We start from the raw sequence: 18,148 nt of genomic DNA, 5'->3' as shown, positions 1-18,148 counted from the left end.
GTACGTGTCCCAAAAGAGTAAAGGCCGCGCCGGCCTGGAACGCGGTGGGCCCCTGCGGTCACGCCGGAAATGGGTTCGCCAGTCGCGACCGGCGGGTGAGATCCTGAGTCAGGTATGTCTACTTCCTTCACCGACCTCCAGGCCGCGCTCGCCGCGTTGCCGCTCCGCGACGCCCACCGGCTCGGCCGCCGCCTCGACGGCGCCCGTCGCATCCGGGGGCCCGAGGCCCGGCAGTCCGTGCTGGACGACATCGCCGCCGAGGCGGAGAAGTCCGCCGCCCGGCTGGCGCGGCGCGCTGCCCGGATGCCGGAGATCACGTATCCCGAGTCGCTGCCGGTCAGCCGGCGCAAGGACGACATCGCCGAGGCGATACGCGACCACCAGGTCGTGATCGTGGCGGGCGAGACAGGCTCCGGCAAGACGACGCAGATCCCCAAGATCTGCATGGAACTGGGCCGCGGCGTCAAGGGCATGATCGGCCACACCCAGCCCCGCCGCCTCGCCGCCCGTACCGTCGCCGAACGCATCGCGGACGAACTGAAGACCCCGCTCGGCGAGGCGGTCGGCTGGAAGGTCCGCTTCACCGACCAGGTCAACCCGGACGCGACGTTCGTCAAGCTCATGACGGACGGCATTCTGCTCGCCGAGATCCAGACGGACCGCGAGCTGCGCGCGTACGACACGATCATCATCGACGAGGCCCACGAGCGGTCCCTCAACATCGACTTCCTGCTGGGGTACCTCGCCCAGCTGCTCCCGAAGCGGCCCGACCTCAAGGTCGTGATCACCTCCGCGACCATCGACCCCGAGCGCTTCTCGCGCCACTTCGGTGACGCCCCGATCGTCGAGGTCAGCGGTCGTACGTACCCCGTCGAGGTCCGCTACCGCCCGCTCCTCGAGGAGGACGGCGACGACTCCGACCGTGACCAGATCACCGCGATCGCCGACGCCGTCGACGAGTTGCAGGCGGAGGGGCCCGGCGATGTCCTCGTCTTCCTCTCCGGCGAGCGCGAGATCCGCGACACCGCCGACGCGCTGAACAAGCGCAACCTCAGACACACCGAGGTCCTCCCCCTGTACGCCCGCCTGTCGCACGCCGAGCAGCATCGCGTCTTCCAGCGCCACACGGGCCGCCGTATCGTCCTCGCCACGAACGTCGCCGAGACGTCCCTCACCGTCCCCGGCATCAAGTACGTGATCGACCCGGGCACCGCCCGTATCTCCCGCTACAGCCACCGCACCAAGGTCCAGCGCCTGCCGATCGAGCGGATCAGCCAGGCCAGCGCCAACCAGCGCAAGGGCCGTTGCGGCCGTACGTCCGACGGCATCTGCATCCGGCTGTACGACGAGGACGACTTCGTCACCCGGCCCGAGTTCACGGACGCCGAGATCCTGCGGACGAACCTGGCGTCCGTCATCCTCCAGATGACCGCCGCCGGGCTCGGCGACATCGAGAAGTTCCCCTTCCTCGACCCGCCGGACCACCGCAACATCCGCGACGGCGTGCAGCTCCTGCAGGAGCTCGGCGCACTGGACCCCACGGAAAAAGACCCGAAGAAGCGCCTCACCGAGCAGGGCCGCAAGCTCGCCCAGCTCCCCGTCGACCCGCGCCTGGCCCGCATGGTGCTGGAGGCCGACCGCAACGGCTGCGTACGCGAGGTGATGGTGATCGCCGCCGCGCTCTCCATCCAGGACCCGCGCGAGCGCCCGTCGGAGAAGCAGCAGCAGGCGGACCAGCAGCACGCGCGCTTCAAGGACGAGACGTCCGACTTCCTCGCCTTCCTCAACCTGTGGCGGTACGTCCGCGAGCAGCAGAAGGAGCGGGGTTCCTCCAGTTTCCGCCGGATGTGCAAGTCGGAGTACCTCAACTTCCTGCGCATTCGCGAATGGCAGGACATCTACGCCCAGCTGCGCTCCGTCGCGAAGCAGATGGGCATCCACATCAACGAGACTGTGTCCGATCAGGGAGCTCCGCTCCCTGGCGCGCCCGAGCAGTCCGTGCACCAGTCGCTGCTGGCCGGTCTGCTCTCCCACATCGGCCTGAAGGACACGGAGAAGAACGAGTACCTCGGTGCCCGCAGCGCCAAGTTCGCGATCTTCCCCGGCTCGGCGCTCTTCAAGAAGCAACCGCGCTTCATCATGTCCGCCGAACTCGTCGAGACGTCCCGGCTGTGGGCCCGCGTCAACGCGAAGATCGAACCGGAGTGGATCGAGCCGCTCGCCCAGCACCTTCTCAAGCGCACCTACAGCGAGCCGCACTGGGAGAAGGACCAGGCCGCCGTGATGGCGTACGAACGAGTGACGCTGTACGGCGTCCCGATCGTCGCCCAGCGCAAGGTCAACTACGGCCGGATCGACCCGGAGACGAGCCGCGACCTTTTCATCCGCAACGCCCTGGTCGAGGGCGACTGGCGTACACACCACAAGTTCTACGCCGACAACCGCAAGCTCCTCACCGAGGTCGAGGAACTGGAGCACCGCGCCCGCCGCCGCGACATCCTGGTGGACGACGAGACGCTCTTCGACTTCTACGACGGGCGCATCCCGCAGGACGTGGTGTCCGGCGCCCACTTCGACGCGTGGTGGAAGCACAAGAAGCGCGAGGAGCCCGAACTCCTCGACTTCGAGCGCGAAATGCTCATCAACGAGAAGGCCGGCGCGGTCACCAAGGACGACTATCCGGACTCATGGCGCCAGGGGACGCTGAAATTCCGGGTGACGTACCAGTTCGAGCCGGGCGCCGACGCGGACGGTGTGACCGTCCACATCCCGCTCCAGGTCCTCAACCAGGTCACGTCCGACGGCTTCGACTGGCAGATCCCGGGCCTGCGCGAGGAGGTCGTGACCGAGCTGATCCGCTCGCTCCCGAAACCGATCCGCCGCCATTACGTCCCCGCGCCGAACTACGCCGACAAGTTCCTGGACCGGGCGGTGCCCCTGCAGGAACCGCTCCCGTTCACCCTCGCCCGTGAGCTGAAGCGGATGGTCGGCGTCCCCGTCGAGGCGGACGACTTCGACCTGTCACGGGTCCCGGACCACCTGAAGATCACGTTCCGAATCGTAGACGAGCGGCGCAGGAACCTCGCCGAGGACAAGGACCTGGAGGCGCTGCGGCTGAAGCTGCGCCCCAAGGCCCGCCAGGCCCTCTCCAAGGCCGCGGCGGCCACCGCGGGACCAACGGGCGAGTCCATCGAACGTACCGGCCTCACGGACTGGACGATCGGCTCGCTCAGCCGCGTCTTCGAAACGCGGCGGGCCGGGCAGCCGGTGCGGGCGTATCCGGCCCTCGTCGACCAGGGCGGGACTGTCGCCGTACGCCTCTTCGACACGGAGGCCGAACAGCAGCAGGCGATGTGGCAGGGCACCCGCAGGCTCATCCTGCTCAACATCCCCGTCAGCCCTGCCAAGTTCGCCTCGGACAAGCTCAGCAACCAGCACAAGCTGGCGCTGTCCCGCAATCCGCACGGCTCGATCCAGGCGCTCTTCGAGGACTGCGCGACCGCCGCGGCCGACAAGCTGATCGCGGACCACGGGGGCCCGGCCTGGGACGAGGAATCGTTCCGGAAGCTGTACGACAAGGTCCGCGCCGACCTGGTGGACACGACCGTACGCACGGTGAACCAGGTCCAGCAGATCCTCGCCGCCTGGCAGGCCTGCGAGCGCCGCCTGAAGGCCACCACCAGCCTGGCCCTGATGACCAACCTCGCCGACGTACGCGACCAGCTGGCGGCTCTCGTGCCGGCCGGCTTCGTCACGAAGACCGGGCTGCGCAGGCTGCCCGACCTGATGCGCTACCTGGTCGCCGCCGACCGGCGGCTCCAGCAGATGCCGACGGCCGTGCAGCGCGACACCACGCGCATGCAGAAGGTCCACGAGATGCAGGACGAGTACGCCTGGCTGCTGGAACAGCTGCCGCAGGGGCGGCCGGTGCCGCAGCAGGTCCTCGACATCCGGTGGATGATCCAGGAGCTGCGGGTGAGCTACTTCGCGCACGCGCTGGGGACGGCGCAGCCCGTCTCGGACAAGCGGATCGTGAAGGCGATCGACGCTGCGGCGCCGTAAACCGGCTCCGTTGCGATCGGGTTCGACCGCACCCTCTGACCTGCTGTACAGTCTGTCTTCGCAGCGCCACGCAAGACGGCGAAGCGAATCAAGGTCCTGTGGAGCAGTTTGGAGTGCTCGCCACCCTGTCAAGGTGGAGGCCGCGGGTTCAAATCCCGTCAGGACCGCACAGATCGAAGGCCCGGATCCACAAGGATCCGGGCCTTCCTGCGTCTTGACTGTGTCATCTGCCACCGGTACCCAGGCATCAGGGCATCGGGGGCCCGCACCGGGAGGTGGCGCATGGGGGCATCCACGGTCAGGCACGAGACGCGCGCACTGCTGCGCGCCCATCTGGCGGCCTCGACGGGGTTCCGGCATCTCACAAGGCACTGCCCCATCTGCCATCGCCTCCTGAGGCTCGCCTTGGAGCCCGAGGCGGCCGAAGAGGCAGAGGCGAACGGGGAGCCCGTAGAGCCCGAGGCGTACGGGGACGCCGCCGGCAACGCGGAGGACCACGCGGAGGACCAAGGCCCCTCGTCGCCGTGACCAACGGCGCTGGCAGGGCCCTCCGTTCGCTGGGACTCTCGGAAGAGGCAGACCTCATGCCGTGTGACGGGGGTCACTCAACCAGTTTTTGAAACCGGTGGACTTACACCCCCCCTACAACAGGTCAATTTAATATGTGCAATTGCACTGCCCTCAGAGGGCCGGCCCGGGGCCGCCAGGACCCGTCGGATCGCAGGTCAGAGGGGTCGCCAGGGGCCCCAAGGAAGCCCGGACACCGACGCGAGCGCGGGCACAAAAAAAGATCGCGCTGGACCCGGCGGAGTCCAACGCGATCAACGACGCACCCGTATTGCATGGATGTGGCGCCTGTTGGGGCAGACGCCTGTCGCGTGGTGCGGGGTGGGCGTCCGGGTTGGGGGACCCGGAGGATTGCCCGGTAATGCGGGTTATTCGGTTGTTCAGGCCTCGCTGCGCTGCTGCGGAATGCCCGCAAGCAGTGCGCGGACCTCTGCCTCGCGGTAACGCCGGTGTCCACCAAGCGTGCGGATGGACGTGAGCTTGCCTGCCTTGGCCCAGCGCGTAACCGTCTTCGGGTCCACGCGGAACATCGTGGCAACCTCAGCCGGGGTCAGCAGCGGCTCGGCGTCAGGGGTGCGAGCGGTCATGAGCGGCCTCCTCGGGAGAACCGAACCATCACGGTTCTTTCCTCTAAATTCTGCACCTTGACCCGCGTTGCCCGAAATGGTGGACGCGGGCCGAGTCGGTTATAGGACGAACGGCTTGTCCTCGGCACTACAACTACACCATCCGTCCAGCCACGTCGGCCAAACCGATGGAATTGCCCTCCCAGGTGTTCATCAGCGACGAAGCCGATGGACCATGCCATAGCGGACAGTCACGTCACAGTGACGATCAGTCACAGAGCGATCAGGAGCCACCAGGCTCCCCATAGCAAGCAATACCGAGCTATTCCGCCCTTAGTCGGACGGAAGGAGCCCTCGCCGGGCTCCTTGTCCTATTTTGGCACGAGGAAGGGGGATGGGCGCAAGAGCCCACTAAGTGCTGTCCATCACGCTTGACACAAAGGCCCGGTTCAGGACCTACGTCCCGGACCCCGGCCCCGGCCCCGGCCCCGGCTGCCGGACGTCAGTTCGCGAACTGCCGTTGCCGCACTGCCCGCCAACGCTCCGTCAGGCGCCCGTACGCCTCCTCGGCACCCTCGCCGTCCCCGGCCCGCAGCGCGGCGACCGCCTCCGCCGCGTCCACGGCCGAGAGATCGTCGGCCAGCTGGTCCGGCGTGAGCAGGTGCACCAGACCGCCGTAGTCGAGCTCGACCAGAGACTTGGGGTGGAACTCCTCCAGCCATCGCCCCACATCCACCAGGCCGTCGGTGAGCGGACGGGCCGCGTCGTCGTCGAGCTGCTCGCGCAGCGTCCTGAGCGTCCGCGCCAGCCGCCGCCGCGCCTGCACCATCGGCGTCCGGTAGCGCAGTACGGGCGCCTCCTCCCCCTGCGCCTTCGCGTGCTCCCGCTCGTCGCCGGCGAAGAGGGTGAACCAGCGCACCGGCACCTGCCACACCGCGCTCCTGATCCACGGCCGCGCCTGCGGGTTGCGCTCCAGCCACCGCTCGAAGTCCGCGGCCGCCCGCTCCCGCACCAGCGGCGGCAGCGCCGCGTCCAGCAGCGGGGCCGGCAGGAGCCCGGGCAGTTCCGCCAGGGCCAGCCAGCCGCGCAGCCTGGTCCGCCACGGGCAGACGCACACCACCCCGTCCATCTCGGTCACGAAGGCGTCGCCGCTCTCCTGGACCGGCACCGGGGCGGGCGCTGCGCCCCGCAGACCGGCGAGGGAGCGCCGCAGTTCGTCCTGGGCGGTGGGCAGCCGCTCGCGCCCCGCGTAGCGCTCCCAGTGACCGCGTTCCGGCTCGGGGAACGCGGCCAGCGGTTCGTACACCCTCAGATACGAGGCGTACGGGACGATCAGCGACGACGCCTGGGCCACACCTGCTCCTCACACTCGGGCCGGACAGAACCGGAGCCGACCGGAGTGGAATCGTCCCACGGGTACTCCTCACGGGGGTCATCCCCGGCACGGGGTCCCACCGGGGGCCCGGCAGGTCTTACGCTCTTGCCCACCGGCCCTCCCCACCCGCAGGAGGGCACACGCCTCGTACTTGGGAGTCACCACCGTGACCGACGCAACCGACGGCGTCCTGCACACCCTGTTCCGATCGGAGCAGGGCGGCCACGAGCAAGTCGTGCTGTGCCAGGACCGTGCCAGCGGCCTCAAGGCCGTCATCGCCCTCCACTCGACCGCCCTGGGCCCGGCCCTCGGCGGCACGCGGTTCTACCCATACGCGAGCGAGGAAGAGGCCGTCGCCGACGCGCTGAACCTCGCGCGCGGCATGTCCTACAAGAACGCGCTGGCCGGCCTCGACCACGGCGGCGGCAAGGCCGTGATCATCGGCGACCCCGAGACGCTCAAGAGCGAGGAACTGCTGCTGGCCTACGGCCGGTTCGTCGACTCACTCGGCGGCCGTTACGTGACCGCCTGCGACGTCGGCACCTACGTCGCCGACATGGACGTCGTCGCCCGGGAGACCCGCTGGGCCACCGGCCGCTCCCCCGAGAACGGCGGCGCCGGCGACTCGTCGGTACTGACCGCCTTCGGCGTCTTCCAGGGCATGCGGGCCTCTGCCCAGCACCTGTGGGGCGACCCGACGCTGCGCGGCCGCAAGGTCGGCGTCGCAGGCGTCGGCAAGGTCGGTCATCACCTCGTCGAGCACCTGCTGGCGGACGGCGCCGAGGTCGTGATCACGGACGTGCGGGAGGAGTCGCTGAGCCGGGTCACCGACCGGCACCCGCAGGTGACCGTCGTCACGAACACCAGGACGCTGATCGGCGTCGAGGGCCTCGACATCTACGCCCCCTGCGCGCTCGGCGGCGCCCTCAACGACGAGAGCGTCCCGGCGCTCGCGGCGAAGGTGGTGTGCGGCGCCGCCAACAACCAGCTCGCCCACCCCGGCGTCGAGAAGGACCTCGCGGACCGCGGCATCCTCTACGCGCCGGACTACGTGGTGAACGCCGGTGGTGTGATCCAGGTCGCCGACGAGCTGCACGGTTTCGACTTCGACCGGTGCAAGGCGAAGGCCACGAAGATCTTCGACACCACGCTGGCGATATTCGCACGTGCGAAGACGGACGGCATTCCGCCGGCCGCGGCGGCCGACCGGATCGCCGAGCAGCGGATGGCCGAGGCGCGCGGCCACTGACGTCGCCCGGGGACGGCCCGCCGGCGGCGAGACATGACTCACCCCCGTCGGCGGGTCGGCCCTCAAGAAAGGGTTAAAATCGCAGTGACCAGCGAGGACGGGGCTTCTCGCGGGTTCTGTGGAGAGGCCTTGCATGCGGGCGGCGTACCGTATGGCCGCGTAAGCAGGTACCGTTGATGCCCTACGGACCGGTCTCTCCACGGGGAGCCCGTTCCGAATCATGAACGCGTGTCAAGACTCTGGGGCCGTCGAGCCCCGTCACCGAGGGGGTCGAGCCATGGGGCGCGGCCGGGCAAAGGCCAAGCAGACCAAGGTCGCCCGCCAGCTGAAGTACAGCAGCGGCGGGACAGACCTGTCGCGTCTGGCCAATGAGCTGGGCGCTTCGACTTCGCAACAGCCGCCGAATGGCGAGCCGTTCGAGGACGATGACGAGGAAGACGACCCGTACGCACAGTACGCGGATCAGTACAACGATGACGGGGATGAGGACGACCAGTCCGGTCCTTCGGCACATCGTCGCGGCGCTTGACGCCCGTACACCTCGACACAGCAGCATCACCACACCTGACCCGGTCCTGGGGCCTCGGCCCCGGACCGGGTTCTGTGCTGCTACCGGCGATTACTTGGCGTAGTCATTCGTGAGCGTCGCGCCGGTGAGGTGGGTGCCGCGCTCGGTGATCTCACCGGCGACCCAGGCGTCGACGCCCCGGTCGGCGAGGGTTTCCAGGGCGGCGTCCACCGACTCGCCCGGGACGACGGCCATCATGCCGACGCCCATGTTGAGGGTCTTCTCCAGTTCGAGCCGCTCGACCTGACCGGCCCTGCCGACGAGGTCGAAGACCGCACCGGGGGTCCAGGTGGAGCGGTCGACCGTGGCGTGCAGGCCGTCGGGGATCACACGGGCCAGGTTGTTGGCAAGACCGCCGCCCGTGATGTGGCTGAAAGCGTGCACCTCGGTGGTGCGGGTGAGGGCCAGGCAGTCCAGCGAGTAGATCTTGGTGGGCTCCAGCAGCTCCTCGCCGAGCGTGCGGCCGAACTCCTCGACCTCACGGTCCAGCGACCAGCCGGCGCGGTCGAAGACCACATGCCGCACGAGCGAGTACCCGTTCGAGTGCAGCCCGGAGGACGCCATGGCGATCACCGCGTCACCGCTTCGGATACGGTCCGCGCCCAGCAGCCGGTCGTACTCCACCACGCCCGTACCGGCGCCGGCGACGTCGAAGTCGTCCTCGCCGAGCAGACCCGGGTGCTCGGCGGTCTCGCCGCCGACCAGCGCGCAGCCGGCCAGGACACAGCCCTCGGCGATGCCCTTGACGATGGCCGCGACACGCTCGGGATGCACCTTGCCGACACAGATGTAGTCGGTCATGAAGAGGGGCTCGGCACCGCACACGACCAGGTCGTCGACGACCATGCCGACGAGGTCGTGGCCGATCGTGTCGTACACGCCCATCCTGCGCGCGAGGTCGACCTTCGTGCCGACACCATCGGTGGCGGAGGCAAGCAGCGGACGCTCGTAGCGCTTGAGGGCGGATGCGTCGAAGAGGCCGGCGAAACCGCCCAGGCCGCCAAGGCCCGCGACTTCCGCGCGTTGCGTCTTCTTCACCCACTCCTTCATCAGCTCCACGGCGCGGTCGCCTGCTTCGATGTCCACGCCCGCGGCTGCGTAGCTGGCACCAGTCGTCTCAGACATGACGTTGAGATCTTTCGGGTCGTTGAACGGGGGCGTTACGGACGGCGGAGCGCCTCGGCCGCGGCGTTCGCCGGGCCGGCCGCGAGCTCGGTCTCCAGCAGCTGCTTGCCGAGCAGCTCGGGGTCCGGGAGCTCCATCGGGTACTCCCCGTCGAAGCAGGCGCGGCACAGGTTCGCCTTGGGAATGGTGGTCGACTCGATCATCCCGTCGATGGAGATGTACGAGAGCGAGTCGGCCCCCAGCGACGTGCCGATCTCCTCGATCGTCATGCCGTTGGCGATCAGCTCCGCGCGGGTGGCGAAGTCGATGCCGAAGAAGCACGGCCACTTCACCGGCGGGGAGGAGATCCGGATGTGGATCTCGGCGGCGCCGGCCTCGCGGAGCATCTTGACCAGGGCGCGCTGAGTGTTGCCGCGGACGATCGAGTCGTCGACGACCACCAGGCGCTTGCCGCGGATGACTTCCTTGAGCGGGTTGAGCTTCAGACGGATGCCGAGCTGGCGGATCGTCTGCGACGGCTGGATGAAGGTCCGGCCGACGTAGGCGTTCTTGACGAGGCCCGAGCCGTACGGAATTCCGCTGGCTTCCGCGTACCCGATGGCGGCGGGGGTGCCGGACTCGGGCGTAGCTATCACCAGGTCGGCATCGGCCGGGGCTTCTTTGGCCAGTTTCCGGCCCATCTCCACACGCGAGAGGTAGACGTTGCGGCCCGCGATGTCGGTGTCGGGGCGCGCCAGGTAGACGTACTCGAAGACACAGCCCTTGGGCTTCGCTTCCGCGAATCGCGAGGTGCGCAGACCGTTCTCGTCGATGGCGAGCATCTCGCCCGGCTCGACCTCGCGGACGTACGCGGCGCCGCAGATGTCCAGGGCGGCGGACTCGGAGGCCACCACCCAGCCGCGCTCCAGCCGGCCGAGGACCAGGGGGCGGATGCCCTGCGGGTCGCGGGCGGCGTAGAGCGTGCCCTCGTCCATGAAGACCAGGGAGAAGGCGCCCATCACGTCGGGCAGGATCTTGGCGGCCGCTTCCTCGACGGTGAGGGGCTTGCCGTCGTCGTCCGTCTGGCCGGCCAGCAGGGCGGTGACCAGGTCGGTGTCGTTGGTCGCGGCGACCTGGGTCGCGCGGCCGTTCTCCTTGGGCAGTTCGGCGACCATCGCGGCGAGCTGCGCCGTGTTGACCAGGTTGCCGTTGTGACCCAGGGCGATCGATCCGTGCGCGGTGGCACGGAAGGTCGGCTGCGCGTTCTCCCACACCGAGGCGCCGGTGGTGGAGTAGCGGGCATGGCCCACCGCGATATGGCCCTGGAGGGAGCCGAGGGAAGTTTCGTCGAAGACTTGCGAGACGAGGCCCATGTCCTTGAAAACCAGGATCTGGGAGCCGTTGCTCACTGCGATGCCCGCGGACTCCTGTCCACGGTGCTGCAAGGCATACAGTCCGAAATAGGTGAGCTTGGCGACCTCTTCGCCGGGAGCCCAGACTCCGAAGACGCCGCAAGCGTCCTGGGGTCCTTTCTCACCGGGGAGCAGGTCGTGGTTGAGTCGTCCATCACCACGAGGCACGCCACCGAGTGTAGGCGAGATCGACCACTGGTCCGAATTGGGGATCCGCCGGAGCCTACACAGAGCCACCGATCCGGGGCCGGGCACGGGGCGGCGGCCCGTATCGGCGGATCTCCGGGCGGCCGTGCGCTGTCCATCCGGGCGTGCGCAGTCCGAGACGGGGCCGCTACTGCGTGACCATGACCGAGACGGCTTCCAGTCCCTTGCCGTCGGCTCCGGTGAGGGTCAGGGAGCGCTCGCGGATCTCGTACGTCGTCCTGCCGTCCAGGATCCCTAGCAGCGCACGCTCGGTGTCCATCACCTCCGGGGTGCAGAGCTTCCGGGTCGTGGCGATCTTGGAGAACGTGATGTCCGACCCGGAGACCTTCGCCGTGCCGGAGACGTTGTTGCAGCCGAGGTGGCCGCCGACCGAGCCGTCCTTGCCGAAGACCAGCTTGGCCTCGCCCTCCGCCTCCTTGCCCACAGACGTCGTGGAGTCCCCATCGCGCAGCGACTCCACGCGCCACTGGGTGCCGACGAGGGGCGAGGCGGGCGCGGGCTTCGCCGCGGACAGGTTGATCGTGTTCCCGTCTGCGGTGGTCAGGGTCAGCCGGTCGTCCGTGACCTTGCCCTGGAGCTTGCCGCTGAAGGTGCGCTGGATGTTCTCCTCGAACTTCATGAGGTCCTTCTGACAGCCGATCTCGGTGGTCGCTCCGCGCTCCACAGTGACCGTGTCGCCCTTGATCGTCACCTCCCCGCCGAATCCGTTGCAGCCGGTTGTACCCGAGGCCCGGCCCCTGTCGTCGATCTTGAGCGTGGCCTTCTCGGGCGGCGTCATCTTCTTGCCGTCGACGGTCACGCTGTCGACGCTCCAGTCCGTGCCGGCGAGCTGGAGATCCGGCTTTACGGTCCCGCCACCGCCGGCGCCCGAACCCTGCTCCGTGCCGCAGGCGGCCAGGGACAGGAGGGCCAGGACGGTGACGGCGCCGGCGAGGGGTGCGGGGCCGGGGAAGCGGGTGCGTGTCGTATTCATGGCGATGGGACGGGACGAGTGGGGTTTCTGGTTCCCTTCACGGCCTGGTCCCCACGACGACGGTGGCGTACAGCTCCTCGGATGTGACGACCCGGGGGAGCAGCCCGTCGCGGGCGACCGTTTCGACGGCCTGCGGCGTCTGACGTTCACTCGTCTCGAACAGCAGGTGCCCGCCCGGGGCCAGCCATCGCGCCGCCTCGGCGGTCACCCGGCGCAGCACGTCGAGCCCGTCGGCTCCCCCGTCGAGCGCGACACGTGCCTCGTGGATGCGGGCCTCCGGCGGCAGCAGCTCGATCTCCTCAGTGGGTACGTACGGCACATTGGCCAGCAGTACGTCGACGCGCCCGGCCAGGACCGCGGCCGGCAGCGGCTCGTAGAGGTCGCCCTCGTAGACCCGCCCGCCCAGCCCTGCGACGTTGCGCCGTGCGCAGCGCACCGCGGCCGGGTCGACATCGGCGGCGTACAGCTCGACCTTGGCGAGACTCGCGGCCAGCGCGGCGCCCAGCGCGCCGGAGCCGCAGCACAGGTCGACAACGACGGCGCCGCGCTGTGGTGCCAGAGCCAGGGCGTGCTGGACGAGGAACTCGGTGCGGCGGCGGGGGACGAACACCCCGGGGTCCACGGCGATGCGCCGGCCGTGGAACTCGGCCCAACCCAGCACGTGTTCGAGGGGCAGACCGGTGACACGACGTTCCACCATGGCGGCCAGCTCGGCGTTGCTCTGCGCGGTGGTCACCAGCAACTGCGCCTCGTCCTCGGCGAATACACAGCCTGCGACGCGAAGTCGGCCTACGACGGCGGAAAAAGAGTGCGACAAGGGGAACCCTTCGGGATGCCGATGGGCGCTCCCTCGGTCACCTATGTCCGGTGAACCGCGCGGTCGCGACGAGAGGAGAGCACCCGACCTGATACAGCAGCAGTAATGGGGCTCACCTCCTCGGTGCGTGTTCCTGCGCCGGTCCTGCGCCGGCGTCGGCCACCCTACATGATCAGTTGACGGCTATCCGAGGACGGGAAGCAGCCCGGAAAGGTCGGCGCGCTCGCCGCTGGCGCGGACCTTCGCGTCGGCCAGGGCCGCGTCCCAGGGCGTACGCCCGGTGGCGAGCCGGAGCCAGGTCAGCGGGTCGGTCTCGACGACGTTCGGCGGTGTACCGCGGGTGTGCCGGGGCCCCTGCACGCACTGCACCACGGCGTACGGCGGGACGCGGACCTCGACCGAGGCGCCGGGTGCCTTCGCGGCGAGGGCGTCGGCGAGGAGGCGGGTGCAGGCGGCGAGGGCCTGGCGGTCGTACGGGACGGCCAGGCCGGCGGCGCGGTTCAGGTCGTCGGTGTGGACGACGAGTTCGACGGTGCGGGTGACCAGGAAGTCGTCGAGGCGCACCGCGCCGACGCGGGTCGCCAGGAGCCGGTCGTCGGACGCGGCGGGCAGCAGCTCGGTGAGGCGGGCGCCGGTCCGCTCGTACAACGCGGACAACGTCTCCGGGTCGGGCACGGATTCGGCGAGCGCCAACGCGTCGTCGGAGATCTGCCGGGCGAGCGCGGCGGAGGCGAACGGCCATTGCAGCAGGGTGACTTCCTGCTGGGACGGGGCGGGCTGTTCTAGCGTACGGCTGACGGCGCCGACGGTGGCCGCGAGGTGCGCGGCGAGGTCACGGACCGTCCAGCCGGCGAGGTGGGTGGGGAGCGCGAGCTGCGCGGGAGTCAGCCCCTGGACCGCCGCCCGTACGTGGCCGAACTGCGCGAGGACGGCGGCGCGGGTCTTGGCAGCGTCGTAGCGGCGGGGGCGGCGGCTCCGGGCGGCGGGTGGCATGGGGCCGAGCGTAGCCGCCGCCCACGGGGCTCCGCCCGAACCCCGGTCCTCGAACGCCGGGGGCGGGAAGGGGCGGGGTGGCGAAAGGAAAGCCCCGCCCCGCCCCTTCCCCCGCCGTCAGGCGAACAGCGCCGGCAGCGTCGCCTCGTGCGCCGCCCTGAGCTCGCTCAGCGGGATGCTGAACTGCCCCTGTACCTCGATCTCGTCACCATCGACGACACCCACCCGAGTCACCGGCAGGCTCCGCGCCCCGCACATGTCGTTGAAGCGGAGCTCCTCGCTGCGCGGCACGGACACGACCGCGCGGCCGGCCGACTCGGAGAAGAGGAACACGAACGCGTCAAGGCCGTCCGGCACGATGAGCCGGGCGCCCTTCCCGCCGCGCAGGCAGGACTCGGTGACCGCCTGGATCAGGCCGCCGTCACTCAGGTCGTGCGCCGCGTCGATCATGCCGTCGCGCGAGGCGGAGATCAGGATCTCGCCGAGCAGCTTCTCGCGGTCCAGGTCCACCTTCGGCGGCATACCGCCGAGGTGGTTGTGCACCACCTGGGACCAGGCGGAGCCGCCCAGCTCCTCGTGTGTGTCGCCGAGCAGGTAGAGGAGCTGGCCCTCTTCCGCGAAGGCGACCGGCGTACGCCGGGTCACGTCGTCGATCACGCCGAGCACCGCGACGACGGGCGTCGGGTGGATCGCCGTCTCGCCGGTCTGGTTGTAGAGCGACACGTTGCCGCCGGTCACCGGCGTACCCAGCTGCAGGCAGCCGTCGGCGAGCCCGCGCGTGGCCTCCGCGAACTGCCACATGACATCCGGGTCCTCGGGGGAGCCGAAGTTCAGGCAGTCGGAGATGGCGAGCGGCCTGGCGCCGGACGCGGCGACGTTGCGGTACGACTCGGCGAGCGCGAGCTGCGCACCGGTGTACGGGTCGAGCTTGGCGTACCGGCCGTTGCCGTCGGTCGCCATCGCCACGCCGAGGTTCGTCTGCTCGTCGATCCGGACCATGCCGGCGTCCTCGGGCATGGCGAGCACCGTGTTGCCCTGCACGAAGCGGTCGTACTGGTCGGTGATCCACGACTTCGACGCCTGGTTCGGCGACGCGACGAGCTTCAGCACCTGCGCACGCAGCTCGTCCGCGTTCGCCGGGCGCGCCAGCCGGTTCGCGTCGTCGGCCTGAAGCGCGTCCTGCCAGGCGGGACGGGCGTACGGCCGGTGGTAGACGGGACCCTCGTGGGCGACGGTCCGCGGCGGTACGTCGACGATCTGCTCGCCGTGCCAGAAGATCTCCAGCTGCGAGCCGTCGGTCACCTCACCGATGACGGTGGCGATGACGTCCCACTTCTCGCAGATCTCCATGAACCGGTCGACCTTGTCCGGCTCCACGATCGCGCACATGCGCTCCTGCGACTCGCTCATGAGGATTTCCTCGGGCGAGAGGGAGGAGTCACGCAGCGGCACGGTGTCCAGCTCGACCCGCATACCGCCCGAGCCGGCCGACGCCAACTCGGAGGTCGCGCAGGACAGGCCCGCGCCGCCAAGGTCCTGGATGCCCGCGACGAGGTGCTCGCGGAAGATCTCCAGGGTGCACTCGATGAGGAGCTTCTCCTGGAAGGGGTCACCGACCTGCACGGCGGGGCGCTTCGCGGGACCCGTTGACTCGAAGGTCTCGGACGCCAGCACCGAGACACCGCCGATGCCGTCGCCGCCCGTGCGGGCGCCGTACAGGATGACCTTGTTGCCGGGGCCGCTCGCCTTCGCGAGGTGGATGTCCTCGTGCTTCATCACGCCGATACATCCGGCGTTGACCAGCGGGTTTCCCTGGTAGCACGCGTCGAAGACGACCTCGCCGCCGATGTTGGGCAGGCCCAGGCAATTGCCGTAGCCGCCGATGCCCGCGACGACGCCGGGAAGCACCCGGCGGGTGTCGGGGTGGTCGGCCGCGCCGAACCGCAGCGGGTCGACGACCGCGACCGGGCGGGCGCCCATGGCGAGGATGTCGCGGACGATGCCGCCGATGCCGGTTGCCGCGCCCTGGTAGGGCTCGATGTACGAGGGGTGGTTGTGCGACTCGACCTTGAAGGTCACGGCGTAGCCCTGACCGACGTCGACGACGCCCGCGTTCTCGCCGATGCCGACGAGCATCGCGTCGTTGGCGGGCACCTTCTCGCCGAACTGCTTCAGGTGGACCTTGCTGCTCTTGTACGAGCAGTGCTCGGACCACATGACGCTGTACATGGCGAGCTCGGCGCCGGTGGGACGGCGGCCCAGGATCTCGCGGATGCGCGCGTACTCGTCCTCCTTGAGGCCGAGTTCCTTCCAGGGCTGCTCGGTCTCGGGGCTCTCGGCCGCGTGCTTGACCGTGTCGAGGCTCATGCGGTGACCAGCTTCTTGAGGATCGAGGTGAAGAATCCGAGGCCGTCGGTGCGGCCGGTGCCGACGAGCGGCTCCACGGCGTGCTCCGGGTGCGGCATCAGACCGACGATGTTGCCCGCCGCGTTGGTGATACCGGCGATGTCGCGCAGCGAACCGTTCGGGTTGCCGTCGAGGTAGCGGAAGGCGACGCGGCCCTCGGCCTCCAGCTCGTCGAGCACGCGCTCGGCGGCGACGTAACAGCCGTCCATGTTCTTCAGCGGAACCTGGATCTCCTGACCGGCGGTGTAGTCCGCCGTCCAGGCCGTCGCGCTCGTCTCGACACGCAGCTTCTGCTCGCGGCAGATGAAGTGCAGATGGTTGTTCTGCAGCATCGCGCCGGGCAGCAGGTGCGCCTCGGTGAGGATCTGGAAGCCGTTGCAGATACCGAGGACCGGCAGGCCGGCCTTCGCCTGCTCGATGATGGTCTCCATCACCGGCGAGAAGCGCGAAATGGCGCCGGCGCGCAGGTAGTCGCCGTAACTGAAGCCGCCCGCGAGCACGACCGCGTCGACCTGCTTCAGGTCCTTGTCGCGGTGCCACAGCGAGACCGGCTCGGCACCTGCGACGCGGACGGCCCGCAGGCTGTCCTGGTCGTCGAGCGTTCCCGGAAAGGTGACGACTCCGATACGAGCAGTCACTTCGGCTCCTCCACCTTCACGGTGAAGTCCTCGATGACGGTGTTGGCGAGAAACGACTCGGCCATCTCATGGATGCGGGCGAGGGCCGCGTCATCGACGGGCCCATCGACCTCCAGCTCGAAACGCTTTCCCTGACGTACGTCCGCGATCCCCTCGAAGCCGAGACGGGGCAGTGCGCGCTGCACCGCCTGTCCCTGCGGGTCGAGGATCTCGGGCTTGAGCATGACGTCGACTACGACGCGTGCCACTGGCACTCCCGGTGGTGGTGTGGTGCGAAGGCGGTTCCATCAGCGTACCCGCCCCGAGATTCTACGCGGGTAGATATCGCTTGACGGCGATCACGTTCCGGTATCGGGAGCAACAACCTCGGGGAAAAATCCCGGGAAAAACCACCGGAGGACACGCGGACAGAATTAACTGGGCTTCACAATGCAATGCTTTTCGCTGTACAAAGGAATAGCGCCAAAATCAGCACTGCTTCAAATCAGCCGGAAGGCCCGCATCACCGCATGTCAGACGCGGTGCTGCCGCATGAAAGGACCAATATCCGTGGCTCAGCGCGTCGTGGTCACGCTCTCCGACGACATCGACGGAGGGGAAGCAGCGGAAACGGTCAGCTTCGGCCTGGACGGGAAGTCGTACGAGATCGACCTCAATCCCGCCAATGCAAAGAAACTGCGCAAGGCCCTCGGGCCCTTCGTGGCGGCGGGCCGAAAGCAGTCCAAGTCGGGCAAGGTCTACCGCCACACCGCCGTCGCCCCCGATCCGGCGGCCGTGCGGGCGTGGGCGCGCTCGCACAAGATGGACGTGCCGGCCCGCGGCCGCATCCCGAAGACGGTGTACGAAGCCTTCGCGAACGCCTCGTGACAGGCCCTGGGGGCAACCGACTTGCATTGCACCCCTGATCGTCGGCTAGAGTCTGGAGCACGCCGAGGGGCCAGGCCGCAGGGCCGGACCTCACGTAGCGTGCGGGTGTAGTTCAGTAGTAGAACATCCCCCTTCCAGGGGGAAGGCGCAGTGTGCAATTCCTGTCACCCGCTCTGCATCGCTTGTCGACGGACCACTTCGGTGGCTCCGGTACAGTGGTGGCACCAAATGCGGACGTGGCTCAGTTGGTAGAGCATCACCTTGCCAAGGTGAGGGTCGCGAGTTCGAATCTCGTCGTCCGCTCTGTGTGTGTACGAAGGCCCCGGTCATGGCGACCGGGGCCT

The 18,148-nt window shown here is 69.0% G+C and carries 15 protein-coding genes and 3 tRNA genes; 8 read left to right on the top strand and 10 right to left on the bottom strand.

Annotated elements, in window-relative coordinates; genetic code table 11:
* Positions 1 to 114: 114 nt before the first annotated feature.
* From hrpA to ACU6WZ_RS15295, 3 genes are all read left to right on the top strand, one after another.
* Complete coding sequence (hrpA, locus tag ACU6WZ_RS15305; protein ID WP_447028615.1) at positions 115 to 4,062, top strand: ATP-dependent RNA helicase HrpA; 3,948 nt, start codon at positions 115 to 117, stop codon at positions 4,060 to 4,062.
* A gap of 92 nt (positions 4,063 to 4,154) precedes the next feature.
* Positions 4,155 to 4,229 (top strand) — tRNA-Asp (locus ACU6WZ_RS15300).
* A 115-nt stretch (positions 4,230 to 4,344) separates the two neighbouring features.
* On the top strand, positions 4,345 to 4,590 hold the full coding sequence (locus ACU6WZ_RS15295) for a DUF6274 family protein (protein WP_447028614.1): 246 nt from the start codon (positions 4,345 to 4,347) through the stop codon (positions 4,588 to 4,590).
* Positions 4,591 to 5,009: 419 nt separating this feature from the next.
* Here the strand turns inward: ACU6WZ_RS15295 and bldC are convergent, their stop codons facing one another.
* A complete protein-coding gene (bldC, locus tag ACU6WZ_RS15290) occupies positions 5,010 to 5,216 on the bottom strand; it encodes a developmental transcriptional regulator BldC (protein WP_003949541.1) in 207 nt (68 codons plus the stop codon).
* Positions 5,217 to 5,697: 481 nt separating this feature from the next.
* Positions 5,698 to 6,549: a DUF8083 family protein gene (locus ACU6WZ_RS15285; RefSeq protein WP_447028613.1), complete on the bottom strand. Its 852-nt coding sequence runs from the start codon at positions 6,547 to 6,549 to the stop codon at positions 5,698 to 5,700.
* A gap of 187 nt (positions 6,550 to 6,736) precedes the next feature.
* Between ACU6WZ_RS15285 and ACU6WZ_RS15280 the strand changes: the two genes are divergently transcribed.
* Both ACU6WZ_RS15280 and ACU6WZ_RS15275 read left to right on the top strand, forming a co-directional pair.
* Positions 6,737 to 7,819, top strand: a complete 1,083-nt coding sequence (locus tag ACU6WZ_RS15280; protein ID WP_447028612.1) for a Leu/Phe/Val dehydrogenase — start codon at positions 6,737 to 6,739, stop codon at positions 7,817 to 7,819.
* 277 nt (positions 7,820 to 8,096) lie between these two features.
* Positions 8,097 to 8,348: a DUF3073 domain-containing protein gene (locus ACU6WZ_RS15275; RefSeq protein WP_447028611.1), complete on the top strand. Its 252-nt coding sequence runs from the start codon at positions 8,097 to 8,099 to the stop codon at positions 8,346 to 8,348.
* 90 nt (positions 8,349 to 8,438) lie between these two features.
* On the opposite strand, the gene purM is transcribed toward ACU6WZ_RS15275, so the two are convergent.
* From purM to purS, 8 genes are all read right to left on the bottom strand, one after another.
* Positions 8,439 to 9,512, bottom strand: a complete 1,074-nt coding sequence (purM, locus tag ACU6WZ_RS15270) for a phosphoribosylformylglycinamidine cyclo-ligase (protein WP_447028610.1) — start codon at positions 9,510 to 9,512, stop codon at positions 8,439 to 8,441.
* A gap of 35 nt (positions 9,513 to 9,547) precedes the next feature.
* On the bottom strand, positions 9,548 to 11,071 hold the full coding sequence (purF, locus tag ACU6WZ_RS15265) for an amidophosphoribosyltransferase (protein WP_447028609.1): 1,524 nt from the start codon (positions 11,069 to 11,071) through the stop codon (positions 9,548 to 9,550).
* 166 nt (positions 11,072 to 11,237) lie between these two features.
* Positions 11,238 to 12,083: an META domain-containing protein gene (locus tag ACU6WZ_RS15260; RefSeq protein WP_447028608.1), complete on the bottom strand. Its 846-nt coding sequence runs from the start codon at positions 12,081 to 12,083 to the stop codon at positions 11,238 to 11,240.
* Positions 12,084 to 12,120: 37 nt separating this feature from the next.
* The gene (locus tag ACU6WZ_RS15255; protein WP_447028607.1) at positions 12,121 to 12,900 is read right to left on the bottom strand and encodes a putative protein N(5)-glutamine methyltransferase; all 780 of its coding nucleotides are present in this window, start codon (positions 12,898 to 12,900) and stop codon (positions 12,121 to 12,123) included.
* Between the two features lie 183 nt (positions 12,901 to 13,083).
* On the bottom strand, positions 13,084 to 13,893 hold the full coding sequence (locus ACU6WZ_RS15250; protein WP_447028606.1) for a maleylpyruvate isomerase family mycothiol-dependent enzyme: 810 nt from the start codon (positions 13,891 to 13,893) through the stop codon (positions 13,084 to 13,086).
* A gap of 117 nt (positions 13,894 to 14,010) precedes the next feature.
* Entirely contained in the window at positions 14,011 to 16,260 is a 2,250-nt protein-coding gene (gene purL / locus ACU6WZ_RS15245) for a phosphoribosylformylglycinamidine synthase subunit PurL (protein ID WP_447028605.1), read from the bottom strand.
* Positions 16,257 to 16,937, bottom strand: a complete 681-nt coding sequence (gene purQ / locus ACU6WZ_RS15240; protein ID WP_447028604.1) for a phosphoribosylformylglycinamidine synthase subunit PurQ — start codon at positions 16,935 to 16,937, stop codon at positions 16,257 to 16,259. The genes purL and purQ overlap by 4 nt, the downstream gene beginning before the upstream one ends.
* Positions 16,934 to 17,185, bottom strand: coding sequence for a phosphoribosylformylglycinamidine synthase subunit PurS (gene purS / locus ACU6WZ_RS15235; RefSeq protein ID WP_447028603.1), 252 nt, complete (start codon positions 17,183 to 17,185; stop codon positions 16,934 to 16,936). The genes purQ and purS overlap by 4 nt, the downstream gene beginning before the upstream one ends.
* 301 nt (positions 17,186 to 17,486) lie before the next feature.
* On the opposite strand from purS, the gene ACU6WZ_RS15230 reads away from it, so the two are divergent.
* The 3 genes from ACU6WZ_RS15230 (at position 17,487) to ACU6WZ_RS15220 (ending at position 18,107) form a co-directional block, all read left to right on the top strand.
* Positions 17,487 to 17,804 (top strand): histone-like nucleoid-structuring protein Lsr2, encoded by a 318-nt coding sequence (locus ACU6WZ_RS15230; RefSeq protein WP_447028602.1) that lies wholly within the window; start codon positions 17,487 to 17,489, stop codon positions 17,802 to 17,804.
* A gap of 101 nt (positions 17,805 to 17,905) precedes the next feature.
* Positions 17,906 to 17,977 (top strand) — tRNA-Gly (locus ACU6WZ_RS15225).
* A 57-nt stretch (positions 17,978 to 18,034) separates the two neighbouring features.
* Positions 18,035 to 18,107, top strand: a tRNA-Gly gene (locus ACU6WZ_RS15220).
* Positions 18,108 to 18,148: the final 41 nt, after the last annotated feature.

Source organism: Streptomyces hypolithicus (genome assembly GCF_052934925.1).
The sequence above is the reverse complement of the archived record's forward strand: the minus strand, read 5'-3'. Positions and strand labels throughout refer to the sequence as shown.

Bases quoted from the DNA above. Each gene is read 5' to 3' on its own strand.
- hrpA (WP_447028615.1), top strand. From the start codon at position 115: ATGTCTACTTCCTTCACCGACCTCCAGGCCGCGCTCGCCGCGTTGCCG.
- ACU6WZ_RS15275 (WP_447028611.1), top strand. From the start codon at position 8,097: ATGGGGCGCGGCCGGGCAAAGGCCAAGCAGACCAAGGTCGCCCGCCAG.
- bldC (WP_003949541.1), bottom strand. From the start codon at position 5,216: ATGACCGCTCGCACCCCTGACGCCGAGCCGCTGCTGACCCCGGCTGAG.
- ACU6WZ_RS15260 (WP_447028608.1), bottom strand. From the start codon at position 12,083: ATGAATACGACACGCACCCGCTTCCCCGGCCCCGCACCCCTCGCCGGC.
- ACU6WZ_RS15250 (WP_447028606.1), bottom strand. From the start codon at position 13,893: ATGCCACCCGCCGCCCGGAGCCGCCGCCCCCGCCGCTACGACGCTGCC.
- ACU6WZ_RS15295 (WP_447028614.1), top strand. From the start codon at position 4,345: ATGGGGGCATCCACGGTCAGGCACGAGACGCGCGCACTGCTGCGCGCC.
- purL (WP_447028605.1), bottom strand. From the start codon at position 16,260: ATGAGCCTCGACACGGTCAAGCACGCGGCCGAGAGCCCCGAGACCGAG.
- purM (WP_447028610.1), bottom strand. From the start codon at position 9,512: ATGTCTGAGACGACTGGTGCCAGCTACGCAGCCGCGGGCGTGGACATC.